At 70.1% G+C, this 13,711-nt stretch carries 12 protein-coding genes; 6 read left to right on the top strand and 6 right to left on the bottom strand.

Annotated features, from left to right (window positions below):
• Positions 1-2: 2 nt before the first annotated feature.
• Positions 3-923: an acetamidase/formamidase family protein gene (locus EO776_RS11900; protein WP_049930610.1), complete on the top strand. Its 921-nt coding sequence runs from the start codon at positions 3-5 to the stop codon at positions 921-923.
• A gap of 96 nt (positions 924-1,019) precedes the next feature.
• Here EO776_RS11900 and EO776_RS11905 read toward each other — a convergent pair whose 3' ends face one another.
• A complete protein-coding gene (locus tag EO776_RS11905; RefSeq protein WP_086219783.1) occupies positions 1,020-2,948 on the bottom strand; it encodes an ATP-binding protein in 1,929 nt (642 codons plus the stop codon).
• A gap of 126 nt (positions 2,949-3,074) precedes the next feature.
• Here EO776_RS11905 and EO776_RS11910 point away from each other — a divergent pair, with 126 nt between their 5' ends.
• Positions 3,075-3,437 (top strand): DUF5518 domain-containing protein, encoded by a 363-nt coding sequence (locus tag EO776_RS11910; RefSeq protein ID WP_049930606.1) that lies wholly within the window; start codon positions 3,075-3,077, stop codon positions 3,435-3,437.
• A gap of 476 nt (positions 3,438-3,913) precedes the next feature.
• Here EO776_RS11910 and EO776_RS11920 read toward each other — a convergent pair whose 3' ends face one another.
• On the bottom strand, positions 3,914-5,575 hold the full coding sequence (locus tag EO776_RS11920) for a tryptophan--tRNA ligase (protein WP_100050392.1): 1,662 nt from the start codon (positions 5,573-5,575) through the stop codon (positions 3,914-3,916).
• Positions 5,576-5,700: 125 nt separating this feature from the next.
• Complete coding sequence (locus tag EO776_RS11925) at positions 5,701-6,525, bottom strand: TOBE domain-containing protein (RefSeq protein WP_094552771.1); 825 nt, start codon at positions 6,523-6,525, stop codon at positions 5,701-5,703.
• A gap of 116 nt (positions 6,526-6,641) precedes the next feature.
• Between EO776_RS11925 and EO776_RS11930 the strand changes: the two genes are divergently transcribed.
• Genes EO776_RS11930 through EO776_RS11940 form a run of 3 tightly spaced genes read left to right on the top strand, consistent with a single transcriptional unit; the run spans position 6,642 to position 9,137 of the window.
• The gene (locus EO776_RS11930; RefSeq protein ID WP_049930602.1) at positions 6,642-7,613 is read left to right on the top strand and encodes a substrate-binding domain-containing protein; all 972 of its coding nucleotides are present in this window, start codon (positions 6,642-6,644) and stop codon (positions 7,611-7,613) included.
• A 2-nt stretch (positions 7,614-7,615) separates the two neighbouring features.
• Positions 7,616-8,362: an ABC transporter permease gene (locus EO776_RS11935; protein WP_049930601.1), complete on the top strand. Its 747-nt coding sequence runs from the start codon at positions 7,616-7,618 to the stop codon at positions 8,360-8,362.
• A gap of 22 nt (positions 8,363-8,384) precedes the next feature.
• The gene (locus EO776_RS11940) at positions 8,385-9,137 is read left to right on the top strand and encodes an amino acid ABC transporter ATP-binding protein (protein ID WP_049930600.1); all 753 of its coding nucleotides are present in this window, start codon (positions 8,385-8,387) and stop codon (positions 9,135-9,137) included.
• A 401-nt stretch (positions 9,138-9,538) separates the two neighbouring features.
• Here EO776_RS11940 and EO776_RS11945 read toward each other — a convergent pair whose 3' ends face one another.
• Positions 9,539-10,090, bottom strand: a complete 552-nt coding sequence (locus EO776_RS11945; protein ID WP_086215521.1) for an HIT family protein — start codon at positions 10,088-10,090, stop codon at positions 9,539-9,541.
• Positions 10,090-10,998 carry a type II methionyl aminopeptidase gene (gene map, locus EO776_RS11950; protein ID WP_086215522.1) on the bottom strand — a complete coding sequence of 303 codons (909 nt, stop codon included), beginning with the start codon at positions 10,996-10,998 and terminating at the stop codon, positions 10,090-10,092. The genes EO776_RS11945 and map overlap by 1 nt, the downstream gene beginning before the upstream one ends.
• A gap of 286 nt (positions 10,999-11,284) precedes the next feature.
• Between map and EO776_RS11955 the strand changes: the two genes are divergently transcribed.
• Complete coding sequence (locus EO776_RS11955; protein WP_100050391.1) at positions 11,285-11,596, top strand: CGCGG family putative rSAM-modified RiPP protein; 312 nt, start codon at positions 11,285-11,287, stop codon at positions 11,594-11,596.
• A 24-nt stretch (positions 11,597-11,620) separates the two neighbouring features.
• Here EO776_RS11955 and EO776_RS11960 read toward each other — a convergent pair whose 3' ends face one another.
• A complete protein-coding gene (locus EO776_RS11960) occupies positions 11,621-13,696 on the bottom strand; it encodes a histidine kinase N-terminal 7TM domain-containing protein (protein ID WP_100050390.1) in 2,076 nt (691 codons plus the stop codon).
• Positions 13,697-13,711: the final 15 nt, after the last annotated feature.

Consider the following 13,711-nt stretch of genomic DNA (forward strand, 5'->3'; position numbering starts at 1 on the left):
TAATGACGCGAGAAACAGTCTCACACCGCGACGGCCACGTCTACGAGTTCGGTCCGGAGATGGACCCCGTCTACGAGGCCGCCGACGGCGAGTCGCTGACGGTCGAGACGATCGACAGTCTGAACGGCGAGATTCAGCGCGACGACGACCTCCTCGATGCGATCCCGGAAGAGGTCAACGCCGCGACGGGACCGATCGCGGTAGCCGGCGCGAGCCCCGGCGACGTCCTCGCGGTGGAGATCGAGGCCGTGCGCGTCGCCGAAGACCGCGGCCGTGTGCTCACCGCACCCGGGTTCGGACTGCTTCAGGACGACCCCGAGATCGACCACCCCGCGACGCGGATCACCGAGGTCGACACCGACGAGTCGGAGGCCGGGGCGGTCGAGTTCGAGGGGATCGACGTACCGATCGAACCCGTGATCGGAACGATCGGGGTCGCCACCGGCGGCGGGACGGTCTCGACGCTCACGCCCGACGACCACGGCGGTAACCTCGACACGACCGACGTGACCGGGGGGACGACCGTCTACTTCCCGGTGTTTCAGGAGGGCGCCATGTTGGCGCTGGGCGACGCGAAAGCGGCGATGGCGGACGGGGAGATGTGCGGGACCGGCGCGGAGATCGCGGTCGAGGTCGACGCGACGCTCTCCGTGGTCGAGGATCCGGCCGTGCCGCTCGACCGTCCGCTCCTCGACACCGGCGACGCGGTGAAGACGCTCGCGAGCGCCGAGACGCTGGAGGGGGCGGTCGAGCTGGCGAACGCCGACATGCTCGACCTGCTGGCGCACCACCACGGCTTCTCGCGCACCGAGGCGTATCTCTTCTCCAGCCTCGTCGGGGGCTTGGAGATCAGTCAGGTGGTCGACCCGCAGGTGACGGCACGGAACGCGGTGCCGAGCGAGTACCTCTCGGTCCCGTTCTGACCGGGCTACCGAGCGAAGAGTTACCTCGAGAGCCGGCCGCGGGGTTCGCCGACCGCAGCGCTCCGGTCTCAGCGCTCCGGCCCCGGCACTCCGGCCTCAGCGCTCCGATCGCTCGGCGAACCGACGCGCGGCGTCGCTCAGGCCGGCGTCGGTCGGCGCCGAAGGCTCCTCGTCCCCGTCGGCCGCGTCGGTGTCCGTGTTCTCCTCGGCCTCGTCGTCTCCGGCGGGCGCCCGGTCACCGACCTCGGCCGGAGCGGCGTCCGGCGGGTAGTCCAGTTCGGCGGACGGGACGAAGACGCGCTCGACGGCGCGAACGATCTCGTCGACCTGCGCCTCGTCGAGGCGGTCGGCGTACGCCTCCCGGACGAGGTCCGGGACCGCGTAGGCGTAGCTGCCCCGACCGGCGTGGCGGATGAGTCCCGCCCGCCGGATCGGGCGGTGACGGCTGTACGCGTGGCCGGAGTCGCCGTCGCCCCCGGCGTCGATGTGGGCCGCGACGGGGTCGCTCGCGCCCTCGCGCCGATAGTGGCGGAGCATCCCGCGCGAGAGCTCCGGGAGGGACTCGATCCGCGAGCGGAGCTCATCGATGACCGCTTCGCGGGTACCGAGCTCGATCGCCTCGTCGAACCGGAGCGCGCTCTCGGCCACGTCGTCGCGGGTGACCGGGTCGACGTCGTCCGGGGGGTTCGGTTCGTCCGCAGAATCGGCGGCCGTCGCGTCGACATCCGCGGCGTCAGCGGTCGCAGCGTCACCGGTCGCGGCGTCGGCGTCGACCTCGGCGCCGCCGTCGGCGGCCGATGGGCCCGGTCCGGGCGCGGCGTCGGTCTCCGCTTCCGCGTCCGCGTCGCTCTCCTCGGTCGCGGCGACCGCCTCGTCGTACGACTTGAGGACGGACTGGCCCTCGTCGCCGTCGTCCGTCCCTCCGAGTCGCTCGTCGCCGGCCGGAGGTCGACCGCCGCCCCGGTACGGGGCCTCCGCCTTACCGAGGAGCGCCTGCGCGAACTGGTCGGCCATGTCGCTCAGGTCGCGGGCCTCCTCCAGCTCGCGTTCGAGGTCGGCGATCCGCCGGTCCTTCTTTTGTAACTCCTGCTTGAGGTCGGCGATCTCGGACTCGCGGCGCTCCTTCTCGTCGGAGATCGACTGGAGCTCGCCGACGAGGTCGCTGGAGACGGACTTCAGTTCGGGGCGCTCGAAGTCGTCGAGCCCGGGGGTCGCGCCCGCGTCGAACGTCTCCTTGCGGTGGAACTGGATCCGGCGGATCGACTCGTCCCAGTCGGTCATCAGGAACGCCTCGCCGTCGCCGAGGTCCTCGACCGCGCTGGCGTACTTCGAGCCGAGGATGCGCCCGACCACCTTCGTGTCGTTGTCCCAGGTGAGCCGGTGCCAGCAGAGCCAGTCGCACTGGGTGATGAAGTCCTTCTTGACGTCGGCTGGGCGCTGGCTGATGCCGACGATGCCGAGCCCGTGCTTCCGGCCGCGCTTCCCCACCTTGATCAGCATCTTCCCCGTCTCGTCCATGCCGCCGCCCTCGGGGATGTACTCGTGGCACTCCTCGATGACGAGCAGGAAGGGCTTCTTCATGCGCTTCTCCTTCGCGAACAGCTGCTTGACGACCTCCAAGAGGAGCTCGTTGGCGGTGTCCTCTTCGAGGTAGCCGGAGACGTCCAAGATGATCGGGACGTTCTGCTCTAAGGCGAGGGTCGCGAGCTTCTCGGCGTGCTCGGGGGAGACGACGATGTCGCACTCGTCGTCGGCGCCGGCGTGAAGAATTTCATATTCTTCCTTTAAACCGTAATATTCACCGTCTGTGTCCACGATCATGACAGGAAATCCGTTAGATAGCAGATTTTCTATCACGACACTTGCGGTGTTGCTCTTCCCGGACCCGCTCTTCCCGGTGATGAAGGACCGGCCGGTGAGCACGTCGACGACCGGGAGTTCGACCGGCGAGCCAGGTTCCGCCGTCGCGTCGCCGCCGATCCCCTCGCTGACGTCCGCGACGTGGATCGCCTCCTCCTCGCTCATACCCGTGAGAGGTGGCGCCCGCCTCATAAACTATCGGCTCGCTCGCCGTCCGGTCGTGCCGAGCGCGGGCCGGCCCGGCCGCCGCGCTTCGCAAAACGTATGCCGCCGCCGGGAGTTCGACCGCGCATGGACACAGAGAACACCCTCCTCAACGCGGTCGTCGGCGCTATCGCGTCGACGGTGCTCTCGTTTACCGGCATCTCACCGCTCCTCGGCGGCGCGGTGGCCGGGTACTTAAATGGAGACGACGGCCTCCGGGTCGGCGCGCTCTCCGGCGCGATCGCCGCGATCCCGATCGTCGGACTGCTGTTGCTCGTGCTGGTTTTCCTCCCGTTCTTGGGGTTCTTCGGGTTCCCGCTCGAAGTCGGCCTCGCGGCCGGCGGAGTCGTCTTCGTCGCCGCCCTCATCGTGTTGGGCGGCGTCGCCTACTCCGTGGTTCTGAGCGCGCTCGGCGGACTGCTGGGCGTGTACGTGAAGAACGAGCTGTAAGGCGGTCGCTGTTAGTTATAGAAATCGATTGCGGATCGGCGGCGAACGCCTCCAAAGCCCCAGTCGCTCGGTTATAAACAGCTACCCGTGAATTGGCGGCGAACGCCTCCAAAGCCCCAGTCGCTCGGTTATAAACAGCTACCCGTGAATTGGCGGCGAACGCCTCCAAAGCCCCAGTCGCGAGGACTCGCGCGGCTCGCTGTGCTCCTCACTCGGTCGCTCACTCCGTTCGCTCCCTCATTGCGGTGCTTACGTCGCCGTGCTTCGTCCTCGCGACTGCCCCTTTGAGTCCCGCCCAGCACAGCACCTCACGCCTCCCCAGCCTCGTCGCTGGCACCCTCCGCTTCGCTCCGGGAGCCAGCGACTCCCTCGCGCGTGCTGCTCGGCCGCAAGGCGGCCTCGCAGGCACGCGCCACCGCACCGTTCGTTTATAAAACAGCTCGTGAGAGTTGCCCTGCGACCTCAATAGAGACGCCTCAGTGCTCGCCGCCGGTGCCGCGCCGGTCGGAGTCGAGGTCGATGTCGAGGTCGTCGAGGAGTTCCTCGGCCTCCGCGCGCTTCTCCTGGTGGTCCTCGAGGAACTCGCGCATGAGCTCCGCGGCCTGCTCCTTACAGCCGCCGCAGAGGCGCTCGCCGTTGACGCACTCGGAGTACACCTCCTTGGTGAGTTCGTCGTCGTCGCCCGCGAGCAGGTAGGCGTACAGCTCGTAGACCGGGCACTCGTCGGCCTCGCCGCCCAGCTCGCGCTGCTCCTCGGCGGTGTCGCGGCCCCCAGTCGTCGCCGCCTTCACCTTGTCGTAGCCGTCCTCAGGATCGTCGAGCAGCGAGATGTGGCTCGCCGGGATCGACGAAGACATCTTGCCGCCGGTGAGCCCGGTCATGAACCGGTGGTAGATCGAGGAGGGCTGCCGGAAGCCGAACCCGTCGTGGTCGATCTCGACCTCGCGCGCGATGGACTCGGCCTCGTCGCGGGTCAGGTCGAACGCGTCGACGTGGCCCTCGAACACGCGTTTTTCCCCTTCCACGGCCTCGATCAGCGCCTCGAACGCCTCGTCGGTTGCGTTGCGGTCGAAGAATCGCACGCGGGGCCGGAGCGGCTCCTTGCCGCCGGCCTCGAGCTTGTCGAGCGCGGTCGCCTTCGCGGCCGCGAGGTCCACGCTCTCGCGGTCGCTCTCGGGCGGCTCGTAGTCCCCGAGCCACTCGGCGGCGTCCTCGCAGCGAACGTCGCTTTCCGGGTCAGCGACGTCCGGCGCGAGCGCGTCGTACGCGGCCCGGACGAGCTGCCGCTCGTCGTCGTCGAGCTCGAAGGAGGCGAACGCCTCGGTCACCTTGAAGTAGCGCACGCGGGTCGCGAGGTCTCGAGTGAGCCGGACGTGGGGGTCTTGGTCGGGCCCGACCGGGATCACGGTGGGCTTCGGCTCGTCGACGAGCTGCGGGTAGAGGATGTCCGCGGTCTGGGTGATCACGCTCTGCATGTGCGAGATGTTCGTCTCGCCGTCGAAGCCGTAGATCGCCTCGAACTCCGAGAAGTTCGCCTTCGAGCCGAGCTCGAAGCCGAGGTCCTGGACCTCGCGGTTGTCGGACTGACGGTAGATCTCGCCGTCCTCGGCGTCGAAGCCGAGCGCGAGGAGGCTCAGGAGGTAGTTCCGCGCGTGCTCGTCGATCTCGTCCCACGACATCCCGCGCGCGGAATGCGCTTCGAGGTCGGCGATGAGCCCGAACGCCTCGCCGCCCATCTCTTGGTGCCAGATGATCTCGTCGAACACGAGCTTGTGACCGATGTGCGGGTCCCCCGTGGGCATGAACCCGGAGAGCGCCGCGAACGGCTCGTCGTTCGCCATCGCCTCCGCGACCGCGTCGTACTCACGGTGCCCGAAGATGACGCCGCGGCGCATCAGGTAGTGCGGGTCCGGCACGTCGTCGTCGACCTCGTCGAACGCCTCGATGCCGAACTCCGCGAAGAGGTCCGCGTAGTCCCCGACCGACGCCGACCCCCACGGGTCGAGCGCGACGTCCTCGGTCGGCTCGTCCGCGTCGGTCCCGCCGTCGGTCCGGGGGGGCGTCAACGGCCCGCGGTCGGCGTCGGGCTCGCGCCCGTCACCGCCCGGCGTCGTCCCTTCGGGGGTGTCCTCGTCCATACCACCTCTCCCGTCGGTCGACGCAAAAACCGTTCGCTTGCGCGGGAGCGCTTGGCACGGCCCACCTGTCCGGAACGCCGGTCCGCCCCCCGGTTCAGAACGCTGGTCTACTCCGGTCGGCCGAGTCACTCGACCTGCGCAACGAGTCGCGTCGCGGTCGCCTTCCACCGGAGCGACACCGGGTCACCGGGCGCGAGGCCGAGCCGGTCGATGCTCTCGGCGGTGATCAGCGCCGCGACCTCGACGGCGGCGTCGTCTGTCCCTCCCCGGTCGACCGGTTCGACGACGATCCGAACCGTCGACACCGTCTCGCCCGAGTCGATGCGCGAGACGCGGCCGGCCAGGCGGTTCCGGGCGCTCGTCGCGTCCGGGTCGACCGCGTTGGCCGCGTCGTTGACGGTGACCGCGTCCGCGCCGATCCGGACTTGAACCGCGTCGCCGACGGCGACCGCGCCGCCGTCGGCCCCGTCGTCTGCGTCTCTGCCGTCGGCCCCGTCGTCTGCGCCTTCGTCGTCCACGGTGCCGCCGTGGAGTCCGGAGAGCTCTCCGACCGGCGTGTCGACGACGGCGAGTTCGCCGTCGACGGCGGCCACGGTCCCGTCGAGGACCGTCTCGGGAACCGACGCGGTCGCCGCGAGGACGGCCTGAAGGCGGTCGTAGCGGTCGAGGAGGTCCCGAGCCGACGCGGCGAGCCGGCTCCCGCCGCCGCCCTCGCCGCCCCGACGGCGCTCGACGAGCGTGCCGTAAGCGTCCTCCAGCGTCTCGATCCGGGTGAGAGCGCGGGCGCGGGAGCGGCCGAGCTCCGAGGCCGCGCCCGCGACCGATCCCGCCGCGTCGACCGCGCGCAACAGGGCCGCGTCGCGGCCGTCGAACTCGACGCCGTCCTCGATCAGCGCGGCCCGTCCGCGCCCCGCGGCCGGGGCGGGACCGGAGTCGGTCGGCTCTCCCATGCTCGGGGGATGCGTCCGGGACGTGTTGGGGGTTTCGACGCGCCCTCGGGCCGCTCCGGGCCGACGTTCCCCACCGTGACGCAACTTATATGTCGTGTCGCCCCGCCGTTGTATCTATGCCGATACAACGACGGAAGTTCGTGGCCGCGGTCGGCGCCGGAGCGATCGTGGGTACGGCCGGCTGTTCGTCGACGAACGATGGCGGCAGCGGCGACGGGACCGGGGGCAACGGCACCGACGGCGGAAACAGCGCTGAGAGCGTCGGCGTCGCCGGCGAGACGCTGACGCTCACGACGACGACGAGCACCTACGACACGGGGCTCCTCGACGCGATCCACCCGGACTTCGAGGAGATGTACGGCGTCACGGTCGACGCCGTCGCGCAGGGGACGGGCGCCGCGCTGGAGACCGCGCGCAACGGCGACTCGGACATCGTGATGGTCCACGCCCGCGGCCTCGAAGACGAATTCATGCGCAACGGGTACGGGATCAACCGCCGCGACCTGATGTTCAACGACTTCGTGATCGTCGGCCCCGAGAGCGACCCGGCGGGAATCGGGGGGACGGGCTCAGCGACCGAGGCGCTGACGACCATCGCGGAGGCGGAGGCGACGTTCGTCTCTCGCGGCGACAACTCCGGGACCCACACGAAGGAGCTGAACCTCTGGGACGCGGCGGGCACGGATCCCGGCGGAGACTGGTATCAGGAGACCGGCACCGGGATGGGCGAGGCGCTGAACATCGCAAACCAGCAGGGCGCGTACACGCTCTCGGACCGCGGAACCTACATCTCGCAGCGCTCGGAGATCGACCTGACGATCCTCGTTCAGGGGCCGATCGAGGGCGGGCCGGAGATCCTCGCGAACCCGTACGGCGTCATGGCGGTCAACCCCGGCGTCCACGAGAACGCCAACTACGACCTCGCGATGGCGTACATCGGCTGGATCACCAGTCCCGGCGTCCAGGAGGCCATCGCAGAGTACCAGGTGAACGGCGAACAGCTGTTCTTCCCCGAGGCCGTCTCGGAGGACCCTGACTTCCAACAGTACGTTCCGGAAGGCTGGAGTAGCGACGACTCGGACGCGTAAGCGTGCCGCTCGAACCGGTCGCACAGCTGGCCCCCGCCCTCCTCGACTCGGGCGCGGGCCCCGCGGCGTCCCTGCTCGGCGCCTCGTTCAGGGAGGGGTACGTCGGGAGCATCATCGCGGTCTCGCTGTACGTGAGCCTCACCGCCGTGGCGCTGAGCACGCTCGTCAGCGTGCCGGCGGCCGTCGCGATCGGTCTCGCGGAGTTCCCGGGGAAGGGGTTCGTGAAGTCGGTCGTCAACACCGGGATGGGGTTCCCGAGCGTGGTGGTCGGGCTGGTAGTGCTGTTCGCGGTCTCCAACCAGGGGCCGCTGGGGTCGCTAGAGCTCATCTTCACCCGCGAGGCGATGATCATGTCGCAGTTCGTCCTCGCGACGCCACCGATCACGGCGATCAGCCTCGCGGCCGTGAGCGGCGTCGACGACGGCGTCCGGGACGCTGCTCGCGTCCTCGGCGGGACGCGGATCGACGTGGCGCTGGTCGTGATCAAGGAGGCCAAGTACGGGATCGCGACCGCGGTGCTGGCCGGGTTCGGTCGCGCGGTGAGCGAGGTCGGCTCCGTGCTGATCGTCGGCGGGAACATCACGAGCGCCGACGGCATCTCGAAGACGCGCACGCTCACCACCGCGATCCAGCTCGAAGCGCGGCAGGGGCGGTACGAGACCGCCATGGTGCTCGGCGCGGTGCTGGTCGCGCTCGTGTTGACCGTCAACGCGATCGTGGTCCGCTTCGGCGATCGGGGGGTGGCCTGATGCGGCGGGGGGTGTCCGGCTGATGCTCCGCGCGACGGGCGTGTCGCGGTCGTACGGCGACGAGAGGGTGTTCCGCGACCTCACGATCGACGTCGACGCGGGCGAGGTCGTCGCCGTCATCGGTCCCTCCGGCGTCGGCAAGACCACGCTGCTGCGGACGCTCGCGCTGTCGCTGGAGCCGGACGAGGGGACGGTGACGCTCGACGGGACCGACGCGTGGGCCGTCGACGAGTCGGCGCGGCTCGCGCTGCGCCGCCGCGTCGGGATGGTGTTCCAAGAGGCGAGCCTCTTCGGGGGATCGGTCGCCCGAAACGTCGAGTACGGGCTCCGGGTCCGCCGCTCGTGGAGCGAGCGGATCGCCTCGCTCTTCCGGCTGTCCGGCGCCGCCGACGCGGTCCACGAGTCGCTGGAGGTCGTCGGACTCGCAGACAAGACGGACCAGCCCGCCGACTCGCTCTCCGGCGGCGAGGCCCAGCGGGTGTCGTTCGCCCGCGCGCTGGCGTACGACCCCGACGCCCTCTTGCTCGACGAACCAACCTCCGACCTCGACCCACGGAACACGGCCGTCATCGAGGAGGCGATCGGTGAGGCGAAAGCGCGGGGGATCGGCGTGGTCGTGGCGACCCACGACATGCATCAGGCCGAGCGGGTCGCGGACCGCGTCGCGGTGCTGCTCGACGACGGGATCACGGAGATCGGTCCGACCGAGGAGATCTTCGACGACCCCGCCGACGAGCGCACCCGGAAGTTCATCTCGGGCGAACTGGTGTACTAATTTGCGTCGAGGGGAGGCGGGAGATCGGTCGAATACAGCGATCCGGTCGGGTGATCGACGACGCTGCGGTGAATACCTCCAAAGCCCCAGTCGCGAGGAGACGGGACGCCCGTTGTGCTCCTCGCTCGCTCCGCTCGCTGTGGTGCTTACATCGCCTCCCGCCTTCTCGCGACTGCCCCGTTGAGTCCCACCCCGCACAGCGACCGTACCTCACGGCTCCCCAGCCTCGTCGCTGGCACCCGTCGCTTCGCTCCGGGAGCCAGCGACTCCGGCGAGAATCGAAGATTCTCCGGCAGCCGGCGTTTCGCGCCGGCGACCTCGCGCGGGCGATTCGCGCCATACGGGCGCTCATCGGCACGCGCCGCCACGCCGTTTGTTTATGAGTGATCGACACCGCCGAGTTAGACGCCGAAGTCAAGTTCGACCGCCTCGCCCGCCTCGGCGTCTCCCGGATCGACGACCGCGTCGTCGGCCGCGAAGCCCGCGTGGAGGTGGTCGTAGGTGCGGTCTATCGCCTCCACGATCACCTTCGTGGCGCCGGTGACGGGCATGAAGTTCGTGTCGCCGCTCCAGCGCGGGACGACGTGGGTGTGGAGGTGGTCGATCGACCCCCCCGCGGCGTCGCCGCCGAGGTTCTGGCCCGTGTTGACGCCGTCGGGGTTCACGTCGCGGCGCAGCGCGGCGAGCGTCGCCGCCTTCAGCTTCGCGTGATCGAGGAGTGTCGCGTCGTCGAGGCCGGTCGGATCCTCGACGTGTGCGTCCGGGATCACCATCGCGTGACCGGGGTTGTACGGCGCGTTGTTCAGGAGGACGTAGTTGCGCTCGCTGCGGGCGACGACGCGCGCCTCGCGGGCGTCCTCGCGCTCGGGCAGGACGCAGAACGGGCAGCCGTCGATCGGGTCGGCGTCGCGCTCGACCCATTCGATCCGCCACGGCGCGAAGATCCGGTCCATCAGTCGTCGAAGCCGTGGATGCCCGCGGTCGTCACCTCGACGCCGTCCTCGGTGACGAGCAGCGTGTGCTCCGCCTGACTCACGATGGCGTCGTCGTCCTCCTTCAAGACGGGGTACCCCTTGATCGCGTTCGCCTGCTTCAGGCGACGAAGCGCCATCCCCGCCCGGTCCGTCTCCAGCCAGCGCGCCGCGAACGGGAGGTCGTCGAACGCCTCGATCTCTTCGAGCGCCTGCCGCGCCCGCCGGTCGCGCACGCTCGCGGAGCCCTGCTGCTCGAAGATCTGTTCGTCGGTCCCCTCGCCGACCTTTCCGCGGCCGTCGGTGGCGAACGGCTCGATGGCGACCGCCTGCCCCGGCTCCAGCTCGACCGACCGGTCGACGCCGCGGTTCGGTACCGTGGGCCCGGTGTGGGCGTCGTAGCGCTGGACGCCGTGCCCGGAGAGGTTGAGGACGGGCGTGTAGCCGTAGCCGCGGATCACGTCTTCGATCGCCTGCCCGACGACGCCGACCTCGACGCCCGGCCCGGCCTCGTCGAGCGCGGCCTCCAGCGCCATCTCGGCGGCCTCGACGAGTTCGGGCGTCCCGCTGTGGTCGACCGTCACCGCGGCGTCGGCGATGTAGCCGTCGACGTGGACGCCGACGTCGAGACACACCATCTCCTCGCCGAACTCGGTCTCGTCGTCCCGACCCGGCGTCGCGTGCGACGCCTCGGGGTCGACGCTGATGTTGACCGGGAACGCGAGGCCCGCCCCCTGCTCGCGGACGAAGTCTTCCGTCCACTCGGCGACTTCGAGGTGGGTCCGGCCCGGCTCGACCATCTCGCGGGCCTCGTTCATCGCCTCGACCAGCACCGCGCCGGCCTCGCGGTAGCTTTCGACCGCGTCCTCGTCCAGAGGTCCGTGACTCATGGCTCCGGCTTCGGCGAGGGCGCGCAAAGAGGTTGCGGAGGGCGGTCGACTACGCCCCGTTCGTGACCTCGACGTACCACGCGTCGCCGGTCGGGGTCGTCGTCTATCTCGCGAGCGTCCAAGGGCTCGTCCGCGTCGCCGAACGGGTCGCGACTGATGAGTCTGTCGTCGGGTCCCGCGGGAGTGTCTCCTGTCCCCAAGACGTTCGCGCGCCGGTCGTCGGTCGACGCTCCGCGCGAACATGTTCGCTCGAAGACGTAGGGGAACTGAGAGCGTCGGATCGGACATGTCGAGTACACCCTCAGGCCACGATCACGACGCGGACCCGGTGACCGACCACGTCCACGAGAATTCGTGGTCCGCGAACCTCGAAGGCCCCGAACACGCGGACGACCGGGATCTGCTCGTCCGACAGGCGATCGAAGCGGTCGAGCACACGGCCGCGGGCAACCACGTCAACCTCGTCACCCACGGCGACCACGGCCACCCGGAGACGTACCTCGTCGACGCGCTCGAATCGGAGCTCGGCGACGACCTCGACTGGGAGTACATCGAGCGGTGCGGCTGCGGGGGTCACGTCGTCCGCGTCCGCGTCTGAGCCGACACCGGAAGGTCGGCGGATCTACTCGCACTCTTCGGCCGCTCGCGGGAGCCACATCCGGACTACCGTGCCGGTCGGCTCACGGGTGTCGATCTGGAGGTCGCCGCCGGACTCCGTGACGATCCAGTGGACGAGCCAGAGGCCGAGCCCGCTCGCGTGTTCGAGCGCCGTCTCCCGCGCCTCCGAGAACACCGTCCGCTCGACCGGCGGGATGCCGGGGCCGTCGTCGGCCACGTCGAGCCGGAACCGGTCGCCGTCGGCGACGACCGTCGCCTCGACGTGCGGATCATCGTCGTCGTTGTGGACGACAGCGTTCTCCAGCACGTTCCGGACCGCGGACTCCAGCAGTTCGTCCGCGGCGACGACGGCGGAGTCGGGCACCGTCACCGTCACCGTCGCCCGCGGGAACGACGAGCCCAGCGACTCGCAGAGGCGGTCGACGAGTTCGGCGAGGTCGATCTCGGTCTTGTCGGCGTCGCTGTGCAGCGCGACATCGATCTCGCGCGCCTGGTCGCTGAGGTGCGTCAGCGTCTGTACCTTCCGGTCGATGACGTCGAGGTACGGGTCGCCCTCCTCGTCGACGTGGTCGCGGAGCAGGTCGGCGTACCCGCCGATGACGTTGGTGTCGTTCTTCAGGTCGTGGCGCAGCACGCGGTTCAGAACCTGGAGCCGCTGTTCGTACCGCCGGGCCTCCGTCACGTCGGTTGCGGTGATGACGACCTCGCGCGCGTCCTCGAACAGCCGCTCGATCACCGTCTCGAACCGGCGCCAACTGCCGTCGCCCCGGGCGATCCGGTGCGTGATCGACTGGGGTTCGGCGCCCTCGAAGGCGCGCTCGAACGCCTGCTGCGCCTCGCGTCGGTCCTCCGGGTGGACCAGGTCGATCACAGGACGCCCCTCGATCGCCGCGGGAGCGTGACCGAGCAGGCGCTCAATCGAGGGGCTCACGTACCTGATCAGGCCGTCCTCGCCGCAGACCGCGATCACGTTCGGCGACTTCTCGATGAGGGCGCGGTAGCGCCGCTGGAGCGTTTCCCGCTCGGTGACGTCGCGGAACAGCAGGACCGTCCCGCCGCGGGTCGTCCCCGGGCCGGTGATGTCGTGGACGTCAACCGTCAGGAACCGCGGCGCGGCGTCGTCGCCGCCGACGGTCACGCGGAACTCGTCGTCGGACGACGCTTCCCCCTCGTCGGACCCCGCCTCCGTCACCGCGTCGACGACCGGCGGGGCGTCGGCGAACGCCTCGTCGGCGCGGGCGCCGAGTTCGGCGTCGGGAAACAGCGCCTGAGCCGAGTCGTTGCGATCGATCACCCGGCCGTCGGCGTCGCAGACGACCACGCCGTCGGAGAGGTTCGCGAACACCGCGTCGCGGGCGATCGGCGACACGTCGAGCAGCCGGTACCGGAACACGACCCACGCCAGCAGCGCCGAGGTCCCGCTGAAGGCGATCGGCGTGAAGTCGACCACGCCGTCCGCCGGACCGACGAGCCCGAAGATGCCGGCCGCGCCGAGCGCCGGCGGCGCGACGCCGGCGGCGAAGAGGAGGGCGGCCTGCCGGCGGAACACGCCGTCACGGGAGACCGCGGCGTAGCCGAGCACGCCGAAGGAGAACAGGTTGACCGCGTAGGTGTACCCGACGAATCCGAGCAGGGCGGGCGTCGGCGCGTAGCCGAGGAGGCGGTACCCGCCGGCGTCGACGAGCGAGGGGTCGGCGTAGAACAGCGGGTCGGCGCCGACCGTCAAGACGGCAACGGCGGTCGCGGCCGGGACGACCCAGAAGAGCGCGAACCGGCGGCGACCGAGCCACTCGGTCCGGTCGACGTACGAGAGGACGAAGGCGGGCCACGCGACCGCCAGCCCCGCGGTCCCGAGCCAGACGAAGCGGTTGAAAAGCAGCGTGGGACCGAGCGCGGTCGCCGATAGCTGCGCCGCGTACGCCAGCGACCAGACGCCGGCGCTGCCGGCGACGCCGACGAAACTCCACAGGAGCGCCCGGCCGCCGCGAGAACGGTTCGCGGCCGCGTACGCGGCGAATCCGAACGACGCGACGGCCGCGACGAGCAGCGGAACCGTGTACGGCGTCGGTTGCCACGCCATCGATACCGGTAGGAT

The organism is Halorubrum ezzemoulense (genome assembly GCF_004126515.1).
Classification (GTDB): Archaea; Halobacteriota; Halobacteria; order Halobacteriales; family Haloferacaceae; genus Halorubrum; species Halorubrum ezzemoulense.

Bases quoted from the DNA above. Each gene is read 5' to 3' on its own strand.
- EO776_RS11955 (WP_100050391.1), top strand. From the start codon at position 11,285: ATGTCGAGTACACCCTCAGGCCACGATCACGACGCGGACCCGGTGACC.
- map (WP_086215522.1), bottom strand. From the start codon at position 10,998: ATGAGTCACGGACCTCTGGACGAGGACGCGGTCGAAAGCTACCGCGAG.
- EO776_RS11920 (WP_100050392.1), bottom strand. From the start codon at position 5,575: ATGGACGAGGACACCCCCGAAGGGACGACGCCGGGCGGTGACGGGCGC.
- EO776_RS11905 (WP_086219783.1), bottom strand. From the start codon at position 2,948: ATGAGCGAGGAGGAGGCGATCCACGTCGCGGACGTCAGCGAGGGGATC.
- EO776_RS11940 (WP_049930600.1), top strand. From the start codon at position 8,385: ATGCTCCGCGCGACGGGCGTGTCGCGGTCGTACGGCGACGAGAGGGTG.
- EO776_RS11930 (WP_049930602.1), top strand. From the start codon at position 6,642: ATGCCGATACAACGACGGAAGTTCGTGGCCGCGGTCGGCGCCGGAGCG.
- EO776_RS11925 (WP_094552771.1), bottom strand. From the start codon at position 6,525: ATGGGAGAGCCGACCGACTCCGGTCCCGCCCCGGCCGCGGGGCGCGGA.
- EO776_RS11910 (WP_049930606.1), top strand. From the start codon at position 3,075: ATGGACACAGAGAACACCCTCCTCAACGCGGTCGTCGGCGCTATCGCG.
- EO776_RS11945 (WP_086215521.1), bottom strand. From the start codon at position 10,090: ATGGACCGGATCTTCGCGCCGTGGCGGATCGAATGGGTCGAGCGCGAC.
- EO776_RS11960 (WP_100050390.1), bottom strand. From the start codon at position 13,696: ATGGCGTGGCAACCGACGCCGTACACGGTTCCGCTGCTCGTCGCGGCC.
- EO776_RS11900 (WP_049930610.1), top strand. From the start codon at position 3: ATGACGCGAGAAACAGTCTCACACCGCGACGGCCACGTCTACGAGTTC.